Source organism: Nostocoides jenkinsii Ben 74, from assembly GCF_001046875.1.
Lineage (GTDB): Bacteria > Actinomycetota > Actinomycetes > Actinomycetales > Dermatophilaceae > Nostocoides_A > Nostocoides_A jenkinsii.
This window is the reverse complement of sequence record NZ_HF571038.1, coordinates 1354829-1376023: the sequence shown is the minus strand read 5'-3', so window position 1 is coordinate 1376023 and position 21195 is coordinate 1354829. Positions and strand designations below refer to the sequence as shown.

Sequence of the window (21195 nt, the reverse complement as noted above, 5' to 3'; positions counted from 1 at the left end):
CAGTGATGTAGGTCACAAACGCTTGACACGTTGTGTTCACGATGGTGTATCACGCGCGCGCGTCCGACGGGTATGGAGACCCCTTGGTTTTTCCCATGAGTCAAATGAGTCAAAAATAAATCGAAAATGCCCACCATATACCCGGTATTCACGCAGGTCAGGAGCCTGTTGACTCATTTGACTCATTTGACTCATGCGAAACATAGCCCCCCCTTGTAGAGAGAACATATATACCGAATCCAGGGAATATAAATGTTCTCCCGCATCAGGGGGTATGTATGTATTAGTCAAATGAGTCAAGTAGTAGTAGTAGTAGTAAAAAGGGCCTCTGACCTGCATGTTCGATTTGACTTTCGATTTGACTCATCCGGGATTTGCGTGAGTCAACGTGAGTCATTTCCAAACCGTGTTCGATTGGGGATGATTTGACAATCGGGCGAACTGTGATCCAGCCTGTGAACCTCTCTAGCGGCGTGGAACGGCCAAAGCAACCGACACGAACGCACCCGTGGTCCCTGGCATAGGGACGCCCGCAAGACCCGTGGCAGGCCACGGACCAACGGTGGGTTGCTGCACCAGTTGCCGACGTTTTCGGACGTCGGATTTTCTCGACGCCGTCTTTGGCGCTTCCCGTGCCTCGGCAACCGCCGGAACAGGTTCGCGCCGCGGTGTCAGAGTTTGTGCCGCATGGTGCGAAGTATGACCACCACCACCGCTCCCCGCCGTCGACCTGGGCACGAAGCCGGAGCCCCGCTACTGGCCCCCGTGCATCCGCTCGACCTGCCGCCCCTGCTGGAACGCTTCTGCGCCGACTTCGGCCTCGGCGTCGGCGACGTCGCGCTCACCCCGATGTCGTCCACTCTGGTTCCGATCCTGCCGGACGGACCTCGCGGAACGGGGGTCAATGTCGACTCGGCATGGCACCCGTTGCTGTGGCTGCCGCCGCGACTCACCACTCGAATCGCCACTTACGACGTCGACGGAAATGTCACCGTCGAAGACGACGAAACGTGGGTCGTCCGCGTCCTGCTCGACGTCACCCTCTCCGGGGTCTACGACGACGACGGGTGGGTCGACATGATCGCCGCCGCCGGATTCGACTTGGACGTCGAACCCGACCGCCAGCGCGTCGCCAATTGGCTCGCCGGTTCCGCCGACGACGACCTGGACAGCATCGACTTCCATCACCTTTTCGGCGACATCGACGACTCGGCGAATATCGCCGTCGAGACGGTCGAAGAACTGCGCAAGCAGGGACGCAGCCTGAGCGCGGAAGCCCTCGCCGGAACCATTGACGACCACGCGACCGCCCCCGTCTCTGCGGACCTGGTTCGGGGGATCGCGGCCGTCGCGGCACTCGCCTTGGACGACCGCACCGGATGGTCGGAAGCCATGCAAATCGTCGCCGCCTCCGGCCCCGGCGACTTGATCGCGCCCGACGAAACCTTGGCCTCCATCCGTGGCGATCTCAACCGTTTCGTCGACGCCTAAAAGCCCCGCCCGCAATACCGGCATGGCCGTCACCACTCACCGACGTCAGCCCGGAGGAACCCCGTTCGGGGGCCGGTTCGCTGTCGCCCCCCGAAGCGAATCGGCCCCACTAGGGAGCGACCTGGCCGACGACCCGGACCTGTACCTGGCGGGCCGCGATGCCAACGCCTGGGCCGAGGCGACATGGCGCTACCCCGGTCACGCCCCAGAGCCGCCGGACCTCCCCGGCGATCTGCTTCCGAATGGCCGTCGCGTCCCCGAAGACGCCCCGCCCGCAATACCAGCATGACCGCAACGATTCCGTTCCGCGTGCCGCCTGGCTCCCCGCCGGGCGGCCAGTTCGCCGCCCGAACCCGCGGCGAGTCCGCGCCTTTGGTGATGGACGACGCCGGAGCCGCGGAGCTTTTGCGCGCCGCCAACCTGCACGCCCGCAGTCTCGCCCGCTTGCGTCCGACTCAGTTCGCAGATCAGGTCGATGACATTGCCGCCGACGCCGTGCTGGAGTTTTTGGCGAACGCCCAGCGCCGACGGGACCAGGGCCTAGAGCCGGTCGACAATGTCGGCGGCTACGTCCGGGCCACCATCCGCAACTACGGCTTGGATGGTCGCGGCGCGGTCGCTCGGGCTTCCAGCCTGATTTCGCGCTGCGAAGCCCGACGCGCGGAGTTGGTCGCCCAAGGGGTCACCCTGACTCCCGCCCAGTTCGACGCCATGATCGAGAAGACGCGCCTGGCGACGCCGGCGACCATGCGTCCCAGCGCGGACGCGGTGGCAGGCGTGCGCACCGGGGCGCTGCTGTCCGGCGCAGTGACGTCGCTCGATGCCGCGAGCGACGAAGGCAACCCGAACAGCGAGTCACTGGGGGTGACGATCGCCGCCCCGCCCGTGGACGACGACGCCTTCGATGCCGATTCGACGGGCGCTGCCGTCTTGACCTCGCTCGGCGACGGCGTTCGACGCGCCACGGTGGCTCGCAGCGCGTTCACGGCGTTGGCAGAGCGTCGCCCCCACACGCCAGTCCCCGTGCCCGGCGCGGTCGGAGCGAAGCGGTCGACGCGCCTGCGAAAGGCCGTCACCGAAGACGGCGCGCTGGATTCCTGGCTGGACGCGCACAACCGGGGGGATGACGCGGGCGACCTGTTTGCGCCGTTCGGGGACTTGACGATCGACCAGAAGGATGCCGTGGTCGACCTGCTCGAAGACTTCCCGGCCTACCGCAAAGACATCTGGCTGTCGGCGCTTTTGGCGTCCATCGCTTCCGCGCCGACGGCCCGCACCCAGCCCGCCGACGCTTTCCTTTGGGACGACCTTGACTTCGGCTTCGGAGAGAGCGCCGCAGAATCCGACGCCGACGACTGGGGTGACATTTGGTGAACACGAATCAGCGCCGCCGCGACGCCGACGGACGGTTCGCGAGGCACCCCAAAGGAGAGCCGGTCGGTCTCGCGAGCGGTCACCCTCCGGCCCACCCTGACGTCGACCCGCAAGCGGGCGTCATCGACGTTGGGGTAGGCGGGGCTGCGCACCTGGCCGATTCGCCGTCGCCGTGGGACCGCTTTCTGGCTCATCGGACTGGCTTCGACTTGTCCGACAAGGTCCGCGACCGGCTGTGCGCGGATAGTCAAGTCGCCTGGCTGGCGGGGGTGATGGCCGGTCGACGCCTGTCCCCCTGCCCCGACTGACGCGGTTCGCGCCGCGAAAACAAAATCCTGCCGCATAGGGCTGGTTGAACACACCTCATCTCGCAGAAAGAAACTCGCATGAATATCCCCAAGGGGTTCACCCCTACCACCGTCGACATGCACGGCCAGTGGGCCACCATCTGGTCCGCCTTCACGGGCGCGTTCGGCACCGACATCACCCGGCTGATGTCCGTCATCGGCACCATTGTCGTCATCGTGGCGATCGCCGGACTCATCTGGGAGAAGCGCAGGCAAGGCTTCGGCGGCCAAGGCATGGGCGGCCAAGGCATGGGCAAGCTCTGGGGCGCGCTCGTCGCCGGAACGCTCCTTCTGGCTCCCGAAGTCATCCTCCCGTTTGCCTTGAAGATCGCCGACGCGATCGTGAACTTCGTTCTCGGCTTCTTCGACTGACGACTGATCCGTGGCCGGGCCGATCGTCTTCGACTTGACGCGGCTGCTCTCCGGGGCAGCCGCCGAGAGGCGTGCCGTTTTCAAGACGGTCGACCTGCCACGGCGCACCTGGGGCGCCCTGGCGGTGGGCGCGGTGCTCGGTATCGGCGTGTACGGCTTTACCGCCGGAATCTTCTCGCTGATCGGGGTGTCGCGCACCTACGCCGTCATCCCGTTCGCAGCGACGGTGGCCGCCACTGTCGCCTTGTTTCGTGGCCGGTCCGCATCCGGTCTGCGGTTGCTCTACTGGCAGATGATCCGCGACCGGATGCGGAATCGGTCTCGAACGGGACGGTTCTTCCTTCGGGGGCAAGAAGTCGATCCGATGGAAGGCCGGTGGGTGCTGACGCGACGGCGCTACCTGATGGACGGCCACGTCGAGCCGGAACGGCATGCCGCCCTGCCGCGGCCTGCCGCCCAGCCTGACGAGTGGATCGACACCTCCGGCGACACGCCCTGGCTGGCCGACGACTCTCACGGCGGATGGCGTCTCGCGACAGCGACCGACCCGAACTCGGAGTAATCCTTCAATGAGCCTTATCGAGCGTCGAGCGGGCGCAGCGGCCTGGTGGCTGGTGCGCCCGCTCGGTGCTGCCTTGACCGCGGGGCTCGTCCTGGCGTCGCTCATCGTCGCCGGGGCGAAATGGTCGCAGCAGTCGATTGCATCGCCGCCCCCAGTCACGACCCCCGTACCAGTGACGACGACATTGACCTCGACCGCCACCTCGACCGCCACCTCGACCACGACGATCTACACCGACCAGATCGGGCTGTCCTGCCGCGGGTCGACCAGGATCACCGTCACCGGCATCCCGACCTGGGCCGTCAACGTATCTGTTGTCGGTCCTGACGGGATGACCGGCGGCAAAGGCGAGGCGACGATCGTGGGTACGGCGGGCGACTACCTGCTGACGGCGGTGTCCCCGTTCGGTCCTCCGGCGATGGAGTACGACGTCCGTAAAGGCCGGTGTGTCCAGCAATGACGACCGATGACGCGTTTGACGTCCTCGGCTCTCTGGCCGACACCGTCGCGGACTTGTTGCGCGATGTCGCGCTCGACCATCCCCGGATTCCGGGGTCGGCGTGGTTTGCCGGTCTGCTCGATTCCCACCCTCGATTGCTGGTCGCGGCAATCGTCACCTTCTTGGTGCTGTCGCGCCTGGACCGGACGATCCGGGGCCGACGGACGACGAAAGACCCCATTCGGTTGTTCCCGCCGGAATTGAAGGACGCCGCCCGCGTACAGGCCGGTGGCCGGTGCGAGATGACTGGCCCGTTTGGTCGGTGCCGTCGCCCCGGCGAGCACGCCGACCACTGGATTCCGTGGTCTCGCGGCGGGGCGAGCAACGCGGCGAACCTGGTGCTGGCTTGCGCTCCGCACAACCTGCGCAAGAGTGCCCGGATGCCGTCCAGGATGGCGACTCGCGGCATCGCCCGCCGTCGACGGCGGTATGCCCCCGCCGCGGCCTGCCGCCGCCCCGGATGCCGATGGAGCCCGGTATGAGCGAACACGACCCTGCTGACGCCGCTGGCGAGCAGGACGCGAAGCCGGACGGCAAAGAAGGCATCGTCGCCGACGCCAAGAATGTCGCCGACGCCAAGAATGTCGCCGTCGACACCTTGAAAGGTGCGAAAACCGCGGGCCTGGCGGGTGCCGCCGTCGGGGCGACCAAGGGTCTGCTGAAAAGTAGGCGAGGACGGCAGCTTCTCGCCGCGATCGTCGTCGCATGCCTGCTGGTCGGGGCGATGCAGCTCTTCTTGATGATGTCGCTGGTCGGCGGGGCTCGATCGGGGCTGGAAGCGCAGCAGCAAGGCGTCTCGGCGCAGCAGGTTCTTGACGCCGGGGTCGATTCCGCCGACTTGGAAGTCATCATGGATTCGGCGAAAGAACGCGGCGTCCCGTGGCACATGCTGGCCGCGGTCTACGCCGTCCAGCACGCCTCCGGAGCACAGAAAGGCGCCTACGGGTTCGCCCAGACCGCCTTCGATGATGGCTTGTCGGAAACGGACAGCGAAGACCTGGAAGCGTCCTCGGACTGGGTCGCTGCGGCCATGCGCAACGCCTTGGAAGATCAAGACGGCTACAACGCGAAAGCCGACATCGGCACCGGCGGCGAGTTGGACCCGGACGGGAATCTGACGTTCCCCGACCAAGAGGTCTCCGACGCTCTGATTCGCGAGCCGTATGGCGCGGCGATCGCCAGCTTGCCGCTGACGGGGGCGTCGGAGACGTGGGCGGGCCAGATTGTCGAGTTGGCGATCCGGTGGCGCTTCGGTCTCGCGGGGACCATTCCGGGGTCGTGCCCGACGACCGGAGCACCGCCGCTGCCGGACAATCTGTCGTTCACCATCACTGCCGAGCAGATGGCGAATGCGACCACGATCGTCAACACCGGCAAGAGCCTGGCGATCCCCGAGCAAGGCCAAGTCATCGCGTTGATGGCGGCCCTGGCCGAGTCGACGCTGGTCAACCTGGATCACGGCGACCGGGACTCGCTCGGCCTGTTTCAGCAGCGTCCCTCTACGGGCTGGGGGACGCCGGAGCAGATCATGGACCCGGTGCTGTCGAGTAAAGCCTTCTACGGGCTAGCCGACCACACCACCAACCCCGGCCTGGTCGACATCTCCGGCTGGGAGTCGATGCCTCCGGGCGAGGCCGCCCAAGCGGTGCAGCGGTCCGCTGTCCCCGACGGCTACGACCGATGGGAGCCGGACGCGCGACTGCTGGTCGCCACGATCAATGGCACCGCACCGCCGCCGGGGACGACCAAGCATTACGACATCGGCCCCGTCAAACCCGCCACGCAGTATCTCGCCGACTTTCTCGGCTCGATGTTCAACATCGAGACGATCTACGGCTGGCGCGAATCGGACCCGTACCCGGACCACCCGTCCGGGTCGGCTGCCGACTTCATGGTGTTCAGCGACCGGGCGAAAGGTGACGCCCTTGCGCAGTACGCGATGGAGCACGCCGCCGAGCTAAAGATCAAGTACATCCTCTGGTATCAGCGGTCCTGGAACGCAGGCGATCCGGTCGGCCAGTGGTCGCCGATGGAGGACCGGGGCGGGGACACGGCCAACCATAAGGATCACGTCCACATCACCATCACCGACGAATCGACCCCGGTCACCGACCCCGTCGTCGATGTTGGCCCGGTGCAGCCGCTCGCGCAGCACGCCGCCGACGTGATCGGCCCCATGTTCGATGTCACCGAGTATGTCGGCTATGTCGCCACGGACTACTTCGTTGAGCACCCTGGCGGGGTCGCGATCGACTTCGTGGTCGGCACCGACTCGGCTAAAGGTGACCAGATCGCCCAGTACGCGATGGAGCACGCCGCCGAGTTGCGCATTGCCTATGTCGTCTGGAAGGGCCGGTATTGGCACCTGGACGACACGATCGGGCAGTGGAAGGCGCTGACGGGTGGGATCGACGCGCACACGCACGACCAGTCGGTCCACATCACCTCGACCGAGAACACGGTGGCGACCTCGTGCGGCCCATCGACGCCGACGACAGGCGATTGGGTCAACCCGCTCCCGGTCGGCTCCTACACTCTCACCTCGCCGTTCGGCTGGCGTATCCACCCGATCACCGGCATCCGCACTTTCCACGCAGGCCAAGACATGGGCACGGGAGCCTCGACGCCCCCGATCGTGGCCGCGGCGGCCGGCACCGTCCTGGTGGCCGGTGATTGCGGGTGCGGCTACGGCAATCTGACGACGATCGACGTCGGTGGGGGACTGGTGATGTATTACGGTCACCAATCCGCGATCTCGGTCACGGTTGGGCAGGTCGTCAACGCGGGTGACCCGATCGGCACCGTCGGCACTACTGGTGCCTCGACGGGCAACCACCTTCATTTCGAGCTCCGGCAAGACGGGGAGCCTGTCGACCCGATCCCGATCCTCGCCGCTCACGGAGTGACGCTATGAATCTTCTTGACCGACGCACGATGCTGCGTTCTGGCGGCCTGGCGACCGGCCTGCTCCTGATGGGGGCCGGTTCGGCTGGCTCGGCGGGAACACCGGAGTCGTCTTACCGTTCGTGGGAGGCGTTGAATGCCTTCACGGGCGTGTGCGCCAAGACGGGGTCGACGGCCCCGTGGAACCGGCAAGACGACTTGTATGCCGCGATGCGCACTCTCGGAGTGGCGTGGATGCGCACGAACGAGATCAGTGGGCGAGCCGACGAACTGTCGTTCTACGGCTCGCGGGGGATCAAGATTCAGGCGATCGCCGGGGAGCCGACAGACGCTACGGGGCCGGAGCCGGAGATCGCTCAGATCGTCTCCGGCGGCCTGGTCCCCTACATGATCGCCGTCGAAGGCGCGAACGAGTGGAATCTGTCTGAGCGCCCCGGTTGGGGTGCCGAATTGGCTGCCCACCACGCGCGGGTCTACCGGGCGGTGAAGTCGACGCCGGAGTTGCGGGCACTCGACGTGGTGGCCCCGAGCATGGCGTCGATGAGGGATTACGAGCAACTGGGGCTGATGGTCCCGTTTACGACGCTCGGCAACATTCACTGTTACCCCGGCGGTCATACCCCGGAACAGAAGGCCGCCAAGAGCGTCCAGGGGGCGGCGATCAATTGCGGCGAACTGCCGTCTGTGGTCACCGAAACGGGTTGGCACACGTCTATGGAATGGACGGGGCCGCACTACCCGACCCCCGAAGACGTGGCTCGTGTCTATGCGCCGCGCTCGATCTTTTCCTACTTCGAGTTGGGTGTGCAGCGACTCTCGTTCTACCAACTCGCCGATGTTGGCACCACGGTTGACCGGGAAGATCACTTCGGCTTGGTCGACTTCAACCTGCGACCCAAGCAACAGTTTCACGCTATTGCCAACACGCTGTCGGTGATCCGTCGCGGCGGGGCCTCCGGCTCGGTGGGCGTCTTGAACCGGACCGTCACCGGTCCCGCCGACCTGCACACCGTCGTCGTGAAGTCGGCGGCTGGCCGCTACCTGATGGCGGTGTGGCGGGATGTCGCGATCTACGTCCCCGAGTCCAAGAAACGGCTCAGCCCGCCTCCGGCGAGCGTGACGATCAACTGGGGGACCGCGCGCCGGGTTGCCATCTTCAACCCGGCCAACAGTGCCGCGCAGACCGGTGAGACCGGCGGGTCCAGCACCACGTTGAGGGTCGGCGCGGAACTGCTCATCCTCGACATCTCGGCGTGACGACAAGGAAGCCAGCACGATGAAAACCAGCACCAAGATTCTGTACGGGATCGGCTTCGCATTGCTCGCGTTCATGCTGATCTGGCAGACCACCCACCACGGGGCGTCCCGGACACCCACCTCGCCGCCGACTACCTTCGCGCCCAGCGTGACCCCGTCCAAGCCGTCAACGACGCCGTCAACCAGTTCGTCTCCGTCCGTGACCGGCGACGACACGGGGGATTGGCCGATCCGTGACCGGAAGGCCGCGATGTCGATTGCGGGCGGGTTCGCGCGCGAGTACGCCGACACCAAGACAAAAGACTGGCCGGGTCGTGTCGGGAAGTTCACCGTCCCGGCGTTGGCGAAGCGGCTGACCACCGTTGAGGTCAAGAATGTCTCCGTTGGGGCCGCTAAGACGGTGACTTTGACGGACCCGTCGGAGCCAGTTGCCCAGGTTCGGGCCGAGTTCGCGAACGGCGCGTTGACGCTGTGGATGATCGTGGACGACGAAGGCGTCTGGCGCGTGATGACCTACGAGAAGGTGTCCTAAAAGAGTGCCGCCCCCGGACTCGGCTAGGAGAAACCGAGTATCCGGGGGCAACCAGCCCGTGCCCTGTCACCGCCGCGGCGAAAGAGGTCAAATCCGTGCGGTTCCGACAGACACGCGCCGTGCCGTGTTCCGGTCTAGGACCAGATCACGGCAACAGCCGGGGGGCGTTCGCGGCTTAGGCAGCCACCGCGACGCTCGACAACAATGAGCGCAGTCGCTCCGGGACTCGTGCCCCGCGCGGCGTGCGCGAAAGCAGGGTGCGCACGGCGGGGACGATGACGTCGGGGCGGTGCGCTGCTTGCGCGTAGACGTCCATGGCCGCTTCCCAGGTGGCGGCGTCGGCGCGGTCCACGGCGATTGCCGCCAGTGACGAGCAGAAGGCGTAGAGGACGTCGGGTCGGGTTCCGGTCCAGTCGACGCTCTCGCGCCCTGCAAGGACGGCGATCGGGTCGACCAAGGAGAACTGGCCGTAGAACTCCAAGAACGCGACTGCCCGCCCTTGTCCGACGGTGCCGACTGCGGCGAGCAGGATCGCGTCGAGGTTGCGCGGGTCGATCCAGCCCAAGACGTCGGCGAGGATCGTCCAGGTGCGCGGGGACGGCCACGCGCCCGCAGCGTCCACGGGATTGCTGGGGACACCGGGGCTGATCGCGGCGCGGTTGGCGGATAGGTAGCCCGCGACTCCGGCCCGCATTCTCACCCGGTTGTCGTAGCTGTCGACCGTCAGGTCGCGCAGGCCGGGTTCGTGCAGGTTGCCGAATCCGACGCTGAGCCCTTGAAGCCAGGCGTCGGCGTCGAAAGCCCACGGCAGATGGATCAGCCGGTTCGCGGTGGGTGGGGCCAGATCGGCTCCGTCGACGGCTTCGTCGGCTGGGTTCATCGCGGTGACGAAGACTGCTCCGGGGCCGAGCCAGGTTCCGGCGACCACTCGCTCCGACAGAACCCGCAGGAACGCCTTGTGAACGGCCCCGCCGCACGAAAACTCGTCCACGAACTGGACGGCCACCCCGCTCCGACTGGCGTAGTCGAGTCGGATCGCCCACGCGGGGGTGGCGAACGAGGTGGACTCGACACGATGCACGCTCCCGTCGTGCATGGTCGTTGTCGGCGAGATTGTCGGGTTTCCGAGCACGTCGGACGGCTCCATGTTGGTTAGCGTCATCGAGTCGAAGTACAGGCCCCACGAACGGACCAGGGACGCGAGTCGAGTCGACTTCCCGACGCCGGGTGAACCGACGAAATTGACGGTGTGTTGCGCCTGAATCGCGGCGGCGAATACGCGCAGCACGGTGTTCGGGTGGGCGGCGATGGACCGATTGCTATTGAGACTCATGGCGTGTGTGAGCGCAGCGTCGACGGAAAGGCGGGCTTGGCTTCGAGGAAGCGCCGGACGTGCGTCGGCAGCCCTCCCACTTCGTCGGCCAACCGGGTAGTCGCGGCGGGCGAGTGCGCCCACGTCAGCCGGGCGCTGTGCCGGGAGGTCATCACGACGAGGCGCCCCATCGAGGTTTGGTGACCTCCGAACGTCTCTTCGCCCGCGATGGGGTCTAGGGCGATGACGACCGGCCACTGTCCGCCTTGCAATTTGTCGGCGGTGCCGACCGTGATGTCGGTATGCCCCATGCCACCGAACATCGCTAAGAGTTCGCGTTCGTGGGCGGCGCGAGAGACGACCACGGCCACGTCGGAGGCGACGGTCGAGCGTCGCCCCCAAGGCTGGGTCGACAGGGCCATGCCGAGGTGCGCGACGGCGAGGTCGGCGAGGTCTCCCATTGTTGCGACGGCGGCTTGACCGATTTCGGGAAGGACGTCGCCGAGCGCGTCGAAGATAAGCGGGGGGCTCGCCATCGTCCCGAACCGGAAAGGGTAGAGCGGGACGAGTAATTCGACCGTCTCCGTCCCGAACCGCCATGTGTCCGGCAGGTTCAAGATCAGTGGGTTCAGGTGCGCGTCTTTGGCGAACGCTGTCGGTGACGGCGTGTGCGGCGGCACCGCCATGCCGTCCCAGGCGGTCGTGTTGGCGGTAACGACCGGCCCGATCTGTCCGGGGTCGCCGACCAGGACGATCTGCTCTGCCCCGGAAGCGGCGTTCATGACGTCGGTGACGGTGAGCTGGTATGCCTCGTCCACCAGAATGACGTCGAACTCCCTGTCGCCTTTCGCCGCGTCGTAGGCGGCGGCGGCGATCGTTGACACGGTGATGTGTCCAGGGCCGTGGGCCGTCCGCTTGCTGACGGAGCCTGCGGGGGCGATCTCAGCCAGCCGCGCCAGGAGGGCATCCTGCTGGGCGGTGGTGAACGCGGCCACGTACACCGATAGTCCGGCTTTCAGGGCCAGCCAGACGGCGGCGTGCGTCAGCAGGCGCGATTTTCCACCACCGGGCGGGGAGTTGACGATCACGCACCGTTCCCCGCGCCATACGGAGGCGACGACTTGAGCCGTGACGCTTCCGGCTTCCAAAGGGGGCGGCTCCCACGCCTCCCCCGGCGACGAATCTTCGGCAGCGGCGGCGACAGGAACCGGGATGAGGTCGGGGTTGAACTTCATGGTGTTTCTGAGCGCAGCGATTCCGTCCCGGACGCCGCCAAGACGACCGTAGCGACAGCCAGCGCCCGCCGGACGTGGGCGGCGCGCGGGTCGTCGTCGCAGTCCTCGCAAGGGGTCAGACAGTGGGGGCCGTGCGCCCACTCGTCGGCCGCGGCGGCGTCGAGCCAGTCCGCTATCGCGATCCGGAGCCCTCGACGCTGACGTAGCGGACGTCGCCGTCTGGCTCGCCGCGTGCTGTCGCCACCACCTTGTCGGCGTCCGAGAAGGTGAGCGTCGCGCGCAGTCCGTGATCCCACAGGACGGAGAGTGCGTCGTGTAGGTCGTCAAGATCGTGGAGGTGGACGCGATACATGGTCTCGTTGAGCACAGTGGCCTACATTGCGATGCGGACCGTCTTGATCCAGGACGGCGGATCATGGGGGCGATAGCCCCCTGCCGGGATGAGGCAGGCGATCACGGGGACGCCGACGGGGTGTTCCGGCCAGCGGGTTGCCCCGTCCGTCATGACGACGATGATGTCGGGGCGTGGCGTGACGGCCACGGCAGAGACGATCGCCTGCGCCATATCGGTGCCTCCGCGACCGGAGATCTCGCTCAGGTCGGTCGCCGCTCGCAGACGTTTGACGGAGTAGATGTCGACGTCGGCGTCCACGAACCGCAGATGGTCGCCGTCGATGCCGAGTTGCTTACCGATGGCAGAAATCTGCGCGGTCGCTTCGGCGAGTTCTTCCCCCATCGAGCCGGAGGTGTCGCGGATGCACAAGACGTCGGCGACGTGGCGCACATATCCGGGCAGGATCACCGTGGTTCCGCTGGGGGTGACGAATCCGGGTCGGCGGCGGTTGCGGCGCTGCATCGAGACGTCGGTGTTTCCCGCGACACGATGCGCGGCACGCCGAAAGTGCGCGCCCAGAATGCGCTGCCACGGGATCGGTTTCGGCGCGATCGTCCCGGTGATGGTGTCGAGAAAGTCGCCTCGGGCCGAGCCGATCATTTTCGGGTCGGCAGTTCGGATCGCGTTCGCGGTGGACACCATGACGGCCTGCTGCCTGATCGGGTCTACTCCGCTGTCCACCGCGTCGGCCAGGTCGCCGCCGGGCACGTCGACACCGCCGCCGCCTTGCCCGCAGCCGTCGATGACCTCCGGTGCCCCGTCGTCGTCGCCATCGTCGCGGTTCTTGGTCAGCAGGTCGTAGTAGACCTCGGGGGTCTGGCGCGGCGGGAGCCCCATCTTTGATGAGGTGTACCCGTAATCCGCGAGTTCTCGCAGCCCGATCTCAGCTAGCCAATCGTTGATGGCAATATCGTTGGCAATATTGGCAAATTTGCGCAGGATGACGTTCCGGTGCTGCGCCCCCATGTAGTCCCTGGTCCGGGAAAAGTGGTCGCCGACGATATGTCCGCACTCGTGGATCAGTCCTTGGGCGCACATATCGTCGGTGAAGTCCGGGTCGGCCTCGATCGCGTTGAAGTTGATGTAGAGCCGCCACTTCTCGTCCACGGCAAACGATCCGACGACTGTGGTGTTGACCGGTCGGAGGGCGAAGAGGATCGGCGCATAGAACGGGGTGGTCTGTAGCGCGCGCGCCCGCCACCGCGACAGCGTGACGGATTGTTCCGGAGTGAGAGGCTGCATGACCCTGTTGAGCGCAGTCGAGCCGCCCCGCTGCGCTCAGAGCAGTCATGCAGACTCTTTCGCACTATGCAGCCGCCCAGCGGCAACGATCCACACCGCAGGCCCCGCTGCAACGCCTGTCCGCCCCGTGGGTGCTGCCGTGGACGTCCACCTCGTCCGCCGCCAAGATCGTGCGCATTGTCACGGTCGGCGGCAAGGTCGCCAACCTCGACGACCTTCCTTCCCCGAGCGCGGATTTCGCGTGGCCGTATCGAGTGTCGGTTGTCGCTGAGCATCCCGGCGCAATCGACATGTGGCTGCGCGACACGACTGCCGCCGCGATCGCGTCTGGGTTGGAGCCCGCTATCGCGATGTCGTGGCGGCGACGAGTCAAGGCGGTGTCCGGCGTCCTTGGGAACCCGTTCGTCGTCTCGCTTGCTGACGCCTTGGACGGCAAATGGTGGCTGCCGACCGACCCGGTTGAGCGGACGGCCTTCGTGCGGCGCGCGTTCGTCGACGTTTCCGAACAGATCAGCAGCGTCTTCTCGGGCACGCCGGTGGTGCCGCCGCTGTCCGGCCTGGTCAACCCCGCGAACACTGCTGTCGATCGGGCGCTGACGTCACGGAGCGCGAACGCCGAATACCGTTATGTCACGATCGCGGGCGCGATGACGGCTGCCTACCGGGCGCAAGATGTCATCGGCATGTATGAGGCGATGCTGACAGGGGAGACCACGTTGGTCACCCCTGTCGCCGCCGAAGGGGCTCAGGTCGTCGCGACCGTGGATTCGCAGACCAAGTTGAAGATGGGCAAGCAGGCTCACGTCCTTGTGCCCGGATTCGGCGGGGTCGGCCTCGCTCGCGTGGACTCGTTCGGGATGACCTCTGACGGCCGGATGACGGTGACGCTGACCGGCACGCTCAATGCCAAGACCGGCACTTTGCGCGCCTCGACAGGGCTCTTGGAAATGATTCGCGCCGTGACGAAGGGGCGGCAGCGCTCGTTCGGCCTGTTCGAGACGCCGTTCACCCGCCTGCCGAATCCGGTTCGCCGTCCCGTCTTCCTCGACCGGCAGGCTCCCCCGATCGTGCGCGATGTGCCGTTGGCTGTTTCTCTAGCCGGGGCGCTGACCCGCTAAGTGGCGGTATCTGTCGTTGTGTTCGGCAGGCGGCGCGCGAGACGGCTCATCGGCGCATCCGGCAGGCGGGGCGAGCCAAGGGACGGTAATACGCATTTTCGTCCCCTGGGCGGTTCCGAAAAGCCGTCTCTCGCCGCAGCGCCGGCCGCTGCGGCGAGAGACGGCATGACTGCCATTCGCGTCCGCTACGTCCCTATCCACAGCTTCTCTTTCGCGGTGGAGATCGTTTTCGCCGCGCTGTCGTTCGACGGCTGGCTTGTCGGCGCGATTTTCGGGCCGTGGTGGGGCATTCTCGGGTTCGTCGCCGCGCCGATGGCCGTCTTGGCCGTGCTCGCGCCCAGAACCATCCTGATGTCCGACCGGGGTGACTGTCGGGCAACGGCGCTGTCGACGTGTCTCGCCACCTCGGAGCCTCTTCGCCTGAGCACTGACGAATCCGACGCTTCCTCGTATTGGGCCTGCGAGGACGGCCAACGGCTGGTGGTGGAAGGACATGGCGCGGTTCTCTTCTCCAAGCCGGTCCAAGCGTTCGCGGTCGGAGGCGTCCGCGACGGGGAGTTCGCCGAAGAACACCCGCCGACAGCGACGCGCTGGGGGATCGCGTGCGATGGGATGGATCACGGCCTGTGGTACTTCGTCAGCAACGGCGTCCTCGGCGGCGGCTTCATTGTGGCGCTGATTCTTGTCTTCGGCCCGCGCTAATTCGGCGCTGCGCTCAGAGACGGCATGAAGCCTTACTCGACTCCCGACGACCCGGACGTGGCCTTGAACGTCACCGGGTCGATCGCCCGCATCGACGCCCACCACGGCGCGGTGGTGGCCCACATTCTTGACGCCAGCGGCATCGGTCGCGACTCGGACGACCGCCTGGTTTCGTTGTCGGGGGTGGACCTTGCTGCGGCGTGGAATAGCGCCGCGGACAACTTGCCGTGGATTCACGCGATGGACCAACTGCATGCCCGGCTGGCGCAGTGGCAGAAGGCGGGAGGCATGGTTCGCGTGGTGGCGACACCGGGCAAGCCGGTCTCGCTGTTCGGTCCTGACGGCGAACTCATCACTGTGCCGTCTCCCGGTGTCGAGTTCGGTCCGGCCAGTTGACACCATTGACTGCGCTCAGCGACGTCATGAACACGAACCGCTACCGCGTCGACGCCCCTGGCTGCCACTGCCAGAGCTGCGTCGACGGAACGAGCACCCCGCTCGACCGGGCCACCGAAGAGCAACTGGTGGCCCTCCTGGACGGATCGGCAGACGACCGCACCGGCATCGTGGCGTCCGGAAGCCTGGACGGGGTCACCGTCCGAGTGCTCTGGCAGTGCTACGCCAAGGTCGTGTTGCCGGACAGCGACGCCAACACCCGTCTCCTGTTCGCTTACTCCGACCGGATGTCGATGATCGATCGGTCCGGGCAGGTCCGAACGACCAACGACGTGACGACTTTCCGCATCCCGCCGGACTGGGCCCGCATGGTCCGACGCACGCCCGCCGTGACTGGGGACGTCCTCGACGGCGAGCGCCACACCGCCCGCCCTCAGACCCGCTAGGAGTCGTAATGCCTTTCCGTGGACCAATCAGCGCCGAGATCGCGCTGATTGTCGACGACATCCGTCGCGCCGTATCCCCCATTGACGTGCTGGACCTGATCGTCCAGCACGGACCGGCAATCTTGGACGCCTCCGGGCACCCGTGGCGCGCCGAGTCCGGGTTGGAAGAACTAGAGGACGAGGTCGAGTTCCAGCGAGGGACGATCTCTGCCTTGTACGACGAAGTCGACGCGCTGACCCTAGAGATCAAACGTCTGCGCGGAGTCAACAAAGTCGGCCCCGCCCGCAACTAGGGCATGACGACCTTCAACCCCGCCCAGCACGACCGCGACGCTGGCGGCAAGTTCACGACCATGCGCCGCGGCGAGCTCGACGTCAAACTTCGATTCGAGCGACCGTCTCGAAGGCACGCAGGGGTGGGCAGGGTTGACCGACGCCGACGTCGACTTGATGATTTTCCACCCGGACGGACCGCATGGTGCCCCGCTGTCGATCGAGGAAGAGAACGCGCTCGACGCACCGGGTTGGATGGGATTCCGATCGAACATCGAGAGCCAGGTCCAGTCGACGTTGGAAGAGTGGGTTCCGCCCGGCGACGGCATCGAGTTCGGTTACGGCACAGCAAAGGACGGCATGCACATCGCCAAGCATCTGGACAACGATTTCCGGATAGTCGGCCCAACTCGGGGCTGCGCAGAATGGGGCTATCGCCGCAACCTTCGGATAACCGAGCCGCGCTCGACTCGCGAAATCGTCCATGCGGGAATCAAGCAACTCGCCGCCGACATCGCAGCCATCCGGAGCTACGCCCCGCCCGCAACGTAAAACGTGAGCACGCAACTGCGCCCACGCGCCCGCGGAACCCGCCAAGGTGGGCAGTTCGCCCCTCAGCAGCGAGCCGAGCCGGTCGAAATCTCGAACACTACTCCCGACGGTTACTCCACTCTGTCCGGGCTTCCCGGAGACTATGAGGACGGCCAGCCAGCGCCGTCAAGGGTTCTCGGGGGCGATGGTGGCCCGTCCCGGAAACCCGATATGCAGGACAGCCCGTCCGTCTGACTGCGCTCAACGCAGACATGACCGTTGGTCGGAATCCCGCTCTTGACCGTCTCGCCCTGGGCGCGAACTGCTACGCCTGCGGCGCGACGCCGGATGAGCCGTGCGTCACCCGCCGGACGAGAAGGCCGACGCTGCCGCATTCTGGACGAATCGACCGCGCCGTGCGGCTGTGGCAGGACGCCAATCGGGGCGCCCGACTGCGCTCAGAGACGCCATGAACGAGATCGTCCCCACCGGACAGGCCGCGATCGACGCCCGCGCGGAAGCGGCTAAAGCTCACGCGGAGACAGCGGCGGCACATCTGGAATTGCAACGTCAGGCTGACGCGGCGAAGGCCGAGTTTAGGGCCAAGATGGCCGAGATCGAGGCCGCTGCCGCCCCGGTGAAGGCCGAGCTGAATCGGCTGGCCGAGGTCGAGAAGACGATCGACCTGTACCTGGGTCGAGACGAGGATGTTGTCCTGCTGCGCGACGGGGCTCCGGCCCCGGCGAAGACCCCGCTGGTGATCCGGTCGACGGTGCTGTATGCCGACGAGGAATCGCTGGCTCTGCTCGACCGCGGGGGCGTCGACTTCCGGTCGATGGGCGACTTCTTGGACTGGCTGGTGTCCGCTCCGGAGAACCTGGACCGGGTCGCGCCGGACCAGCGGTGCATCGTGGTGGTCAAGCCGTCTCGCCAGGGTCGCGATTACGGCGACGCTTGGACGAACGCCACGGCGATGGCCGAAAACGAGCGCCCCCACTGGATCATCCGTAACGGCGAGCGGGTCTACCTGCTGGTCACGGGGGGCGAGTTGAACACCGGGGCGCGGATCGTCCCTCGCGTGGACGAGTTCACGGCCATGTTCACCGACCGCGGCGTTCTTCTCGAACCGGGGTCGGCGGCCTGGGTCCGAGCCGAAAGTCTCGCGGACGCCAAGCGTCGACACTTCATGCGGCTGATGTTGGTCATCCAAGGTCTGGTTGACCGTTCCGCGTGCCTGCTCCCCCAACCGGACGGCGGGCTGAACGTGATGTCTTTGGCCGCGCAGGATTCAGGCCGCGTGATCTTGCTGGACGAAGAGGCCAAGGCTCTCGGTGATTCCCGCCCCCGTTTGCGCGATGGCAGGCAGCGTTGAACGCGCAACTGCGAAAAGGGTTGCGCGTCGTCGTCGCCACGTCCGGCAGAGCCTTCAAGTCGAGCAACTAGGCGTGAACGCGAGACTTGTCGGGACGTGGCTGACCCCTGGGGTCGAGCTACGATTCGGCTTCGACGACGCGCACGCGGTGACCGGTATGCCGTTACGGGATTGGGTCAAGACCCTGCCCGAGGCGGTCTGGAACAACGACACGAAAGCGTGGACGGTCTTCGATTTCGGGGGCCGCGCCGTCGCCGCGATCCTCGCCAAGGCAGGCTTTCGGAGCGTGCTTGGACCGGACGGCCACGCCGCCGACGTGGATTCGCACGCGGCCCCGTTGGCGGTGGGGGAGCCGGGCGAACGGATGATGACGGTCGCTGTCTACCCGCGCCTGGGCGGCCTGGCCTACCTGCGAGGAAAAATCCCCGCGACCGCTGTCTGGCGGCGCGGAGACCGGGCCTGGCTGACAAGCCCCTTTGTGGTCACCAGGGGCGGCGCTCCGGTCGGCTGGTGCGCCGTCCCTGAGCCCGTCCTAGCCTGGGTCGCCGCCAACCCCGAGCAGACCCACGACATGACGCCGCCGCTGGACTACGACCGCACCGTGGTCGGCCTGATGGGGACGCCAACCTATGTTCTGGGGTGCGTGACCCCCGCGACCGCGTCGGCGCTGGCCGCAACGGGAATCGAATCGGTGTCGGACTTGCTGCACACGATGCCCCGCCGATACATCGACATGACCGGAACGACGGTTGCGGGAATGCAACCCGGTGCCGACTTCTCGATCGTGGGCACCGTCACCAATCTGGACGTCAACGCCTCGCGCACGAAGGCGGTGATCGTGGACGACAACGGAACCAAAATATGGGTCACCTGGTTCCGGGTCCGCGGGCTGCGATCGCGGATACCGGACGGTACCCGCGTCGTTCTCGGCGGCGCGAAATTGACCACGTTCACCTCGCAGCGCGGTTTCACCGGCCTGTCCATGACTAATCCCACGGTCGAGCCAGTGGTGGCGACGTCGAGCAGGTATATCGGGGTATATCCGGCGTCGGGGACGGCGGGGTTGACGACCTGGGCGGTCTTTGACGCGGTGAAAGAGGCTGCTCACCGGGTCACCGACCTGGTCGACCCGGTGCCGCCGGAGTTTCTGGCGAAACGGTGGCTGCCGTCGCTGGCCGACGCCTTCCGGATGGTTCACGACCCTGCTACCGAAGAAGAGAAGAAGGCCGGTCGAGACCGGCTCGCCTACCAGGAACTCTTGCGGTTGCAACTGGTGATTCGCCGCGACCGCGCCGCGAATGCCGCCCAACCTGGCTGCGCACACACCCCCACAGGGGCGCTGACAGAACCATTCCTGGCCGGTCGCGGATACGACTTGACCGGCGCACAGAAGCGGGTCGTCGCGGAGATTCGCGACGATATGACGACATCGCGCCCGATGTCGCGGCTCTTGCAAGGCGACGTCGGCGCGGGGAAGACGGACGTCAGCGTCTTGGCGCTGCTGATGGCGGTGGAGTCAGGCCGTCAAGGGGCGCTGATGGCTCCGAACGAGACACTGACGAACCAGCACTTCGAGGACATCCGTGACGCCGTGGCGGGCCTGTCCAAACCGGACGGTTCTCCGGTGACGGTCGCTCTCGCCACCAACAAGGTCACCGGCAAGGCGCGCAAAGCGATGTTCGCCGGTCTCGCTGACGGCTCGATCGACATCGTGGTCGGGACGCAAGCGCTGATCGACGCCAAGGTGGCCTTCCACGATTTGACGATGGTGGTCGTGGACGAACAACACCGGTTCGGGGTGGAGCAACGGGCGGCGCTGCGGTCGAAAGGGTCAGTCATGCCGGACGTCCTCTACGCCTCGGCTACCCCCGTTCCGCGATCCGCGGCCATGACCGTCTTCGGCGACCTGGACTTGTCTGTTCTGGACGAGATGCCGCCGGGCCGCCAGCCGGTCGCCACCGTCGTCGTCGCCGCTGGCGAGGTCGACCCGAGCCGCCCCGGTGATGACCCGTGGGCGGCGATCCGATCCGCGGTCTCCCAAGGACGGCAGGCGTTCGTCGTCACTCCGCTGGCGACGTCGGCGACCCGCGAATCGGCGGCAGCGCATGTTCTCGCCGAGTCGTTGTCGTTGGGCGCGCTGTCCGGCCTTCGGGTAGGGACAATCACCGGAAAAGACGACGCGAAAGAGCGCCGCGCCACCATGTCGGCGTTCGCCGCTGGCGACCTGGACGTCCTTGTCGCCACCACCGTCATCGAAGTCGGCGTCAACGTCCCCAACGCAACTGTCATGGTCATCACGGGTGGCGAACGGTTCGGTCTAGCGCAACTGCATCAGTTGCGGGGCCGTGTCGGGCGCGGTGGGCATCCTGGCCGGTGCCTGATCGTGGCGGACCCCAAAACGAGCCTGGCCCAACAGCGACTCGACGCGCTCGCGTCCACGACTGACGGGTTCGCATTGGCTGAGCTGGACTACCAGTTGCGCGGCGGCGGCGACGTCGCCTCCGGGTCGCAGTCAGGCCGAAGCCGGACCCTGCGGATCGCGTCGATTACCGCTGACACCGAGATTTTGCGCAACGCCATCGAGGACGCGATCGCGTTGACTGAACACGATCCCGACCTGGACGCCCACCCGGCGTTGCGCGCCGAAGTCGACGCTTTCCTCGACGAAGATCAGGCCGACTTCCTCCGCTCTGCCTGAGCCGACCAACGGAGAGGACGGGCTGCGCTCAGGAACGGTATGAGCAACGAAAAAGCGCTCCCGACGCGAATCGACGCTGACGGGTCCAAGTCCTGGTACGTCAACGGCAAGCTCCACCGTGACGGTGGTCTTCCTGCC

General features: G+C 66.4%; 22 protein-coding genes. 18 read left to right on the top strand and 4 right to left on the bottom strand.

Annotated elements, in window-relative coordinates:
• Positions 1–699: 699 nt before the first annotated feature.
• From BN13_RS06325 to BN13_RS06280, 9 genes are all read left to right on the top strand, one after another.
• The gene (locus BN13_RS06325) at positions 700–1491 is read left to right on the top strand and encodes a hypothetical protein (protein WP_157038470.1); all 792 of its coding nucleotides are present in this window, start codon (positions 700–702) and stop codon (positions 1489–1491) included.
• A gap of 285 nt (positions 1492–1776) precedes the next feature.
• Positions 1777–2865: a hypothetical protein gene (locus tag BN13_RS06320; RefSeq protein WP_048545345.1), complete on the top strand. Its 1089-nt coding sequence runs from the start codon at positions 1777–1779 to the stop codon at positions 2863–2865.
• Positions 2866–3251: 386 nt separating this feature from the next.
• Positions 3252–3584, top strand: a complete 333-nt coding sequence (locus BN13_RS06310) for a hypothetical protein (protein ID WP_048545342.1) — start codon at positions 3252–3254, stop codon at positions 3582–3584.
• Positions 3585–3594: 10 nt separating this feature from the next.
• Positions 3595–4146, top strand: a complete 552-nt coding sequence (locus tag BN13_RS06305; protein ID WP_048545341.1) for a hypothetical protein — start codon at positions 3595–3597, stop codon at positions 4144–4146.
• 7 nt (positions 4147–4153) lie between these two features.
• Positions 4154–4606, top strand: coding sequence for a hypothetical protein (locus tag BN13_RS06300; RefSeq protein ID WP_048545339.1), 453 nt, complete (start codon positions 4154–4156; stop codon positions 4604–4606).
• Positions 4603–5127: an HNH endonuclease gene (locus BN13_RS18280; protein ID WP_053079741.1), complete on the top strand. Its 525-nt coding sequence runs from the start codon at positions 4603–4605 to the stop codon at positions 5125–5127. Before BN13_RS06300 ends, BN13_RS18280 begins: the two co-directional genes overlap by 4 nt.
• On the top strand, positions 5124–7559 hold the full coding sequence (locus tag BN13_RS18275) for a M23 family metallopeptidase (protein ID WP_053079740.1): 2436 nt from the start codon (positions 5124–5126) through the stop codon (positions 7557–7559). Before BN13_RS18280 ends, BN13_RS18275 begins: the two co-directional genes overlap by 4 nt.
• Complete coding sequence (locus tag BN13_RS06285) at positions 7556–8806, top strand: hypothetical protein (protein ID WP_048545337.1); 1251 nt, start codon at positions 7556–7558, stop codon at positions 8804–8806. The genes BN13_RS18275 and BN13_RS06285 overlap by 4 nt, the downstream gene beginning before the upstream one ends.
• A gap of 19 nt (positions 8807–8825) precedes the next feature.
• Positions 8826–9338 carry a hypothetical protein gene (locus BN13_RS06280; protein WP_048545335.1) on the top strand — a complete coding sequence of 171 codons (513 nt, stop codon included), beginning with the start codon at positions 8826–8828 and terminating at the stop codon, positions 9336–9338.
• 175 nt (positions 9339–9513) lie between these two features.
• Here the strand turns inward: BN13_RS06280 and BN13_RS06275 are convergent, their stop codons facing one another.
• From BN13_RS06275 to BN13_RS06260, 4 genes are all read right to left on the bottom strand, one after another.
• On the bottom strand, positions 9514–10671 hold the full coding sequence (locus BN13_RS06275) for a P-loop NTPase family protein (RefSeq protein ID WP_048545333.1): 1158 nt from the start codon (positions 10669–10671) through the stop codon (positions 9514–9516).
• Positions 10668–11885: an AAA domain-containing protein gene (locus tag BN13_RS06270; RefSeq protein ID WP_048545331.1), complete on the bottom strand. Its 1218-nt coding sequence runs from the start codon at positions 11883–11885 to the stop codon at positions 10668–10670. The genes BN13_RS06275 and BN13_RS06270 overlap by 4 nt, the downstream gene beginning before the upstream one ends.
• Before the next feature lie 172 nt (positions 11886–12057).
• Positions 12058–12252 (bottom strand): hypothetical protein, encoded by a 195-nt coding sequence (locus tag BN13_RS19550; RefSeq protein ID WP_048545328.1) that lies wholly within the window; start codon positions 12250–12252, stop codon positions 12058–12060.
• Positions 12253–12258: 6 nt separating this feature from the next.
• Positions 12259–13521 carry a vWA domain-containing protein gene (locus tag BN13_RS06260; protein ID WP_048545326.1) on the bottom strand — a complete coding sequence of 421 codons (1263 nt, stop codon included), beginning with the start codon at positions 13519–13521 and terminating at the stop codon, positions 12259–12261.
• A gap of 47 nt (positions 13522–13568) precedes the next feature.
• Here BN13_RS06260 and BN13_RS06255 point away from each other — a divergent pair, with 47 nt between their 5' ends.
• The 9 genes from BN13_RS06255 (at position 13569) to BN13_RS06220 (ending at position 21057) form a co-directional block, all read left to right on the top strand.
• Positions 13569–14639: a hypothetical protein gene (locus tag BN13_RS06255; protein ID WP_048545325.1), complete on the top strand. Its 1071-nt coding sequence runs from the start codon at positions 13569–13571 to the stop codon at positions 14637–14639.
• A gap of 165 nt (positions 14640–14804) precedes the next feature.
• Entirely contained in the window at positions 14805–15341 is a 537-nt protein-coding gene (locus BN13_RS06250) for a hypothetical protein (protein WP_048545323.1), read from the top strand.
• Positions 15342–15365: 24 nt separating this feature from the next.
• Positions 15366–15737 (top strand): hypothetical protein, encoded by a 372-nt coding sequence (locus BN13_RS06245; protein ID WP_157038469.1) that lies wholly within the window; start codon positions 15366–15368, stop codon positions 15735–15737.
• Positions 15734–16183: a hypothetical protein gene (locus BN13_RS06240; protein WP_162199926.1), complete on the top strand. Its 450-nt coding sequence runs from the start codon at positions 15734–15736 to the stop codon at positions 16181–16183. Before BN13_RS06245 ends, BN13_RS06240 begins: the two co-directional genes overlap by 4 nt.
• A gap of 8 nt (positions 16184–16191) precedes the next feature.
• A complete protein-coding gene (locus tag BN13_RS06235; protein ID WP_048545316.1) occupies positions 16192–16476 on the top strand; it encodes a hypothetical protein in 285 nt (94 codons plus the stop codon).
• Between the two features lie 133 nt (positions 16477–16609).
• Complete coding sequence (locus tag BN13_RS06230) at positions 16610–17008, top strand: hypothetical protein (RefSeq protein ID WP_048545314.1); 399 nt, start codon at positions 16610–16612, stop codon at positions 17006–17008.
• 251 nt (positions 17009–17259) lie between these two features.
• On the top strand, positions 17260–17460 hold the full coding sequence (locus BN13_RS21015; protein WP_456152383.1) for a zinc finger domain-containing protein: 201 nt from the start codon (positions 17260–17262) through the stop codon (positions 17458–17460).
• Positions 17457–18359: a hypothetical protein gene (locus tag BN13_RS06225; RefSeq protein ID WP_048545312.1), complete on the top strand. Its 903-nt coding sequence runs from the start codon at positions 17457–17459 to the stop codon at positions 18357–18359. The genes BN13_RS21015 and BN13_RS06225 overlap by 4 nt, the downstream gene beginning before the upstream one ends.
• A 73-nt stretch (positions 18360–18432) precedes the next feature.
• Complete coding sequence (locus tag BN13_RS06220) at positions 18433–21057, top strand: ATP-dependent DNA helicase RecG (protein ID WP_048545310.1); 2625 nt, start codon at positions 18433–18435, stop codon at positions 21055–21057.
• The last annotated feature ends 138 nt before the right edge of the window (positions 21058–21195 follow it).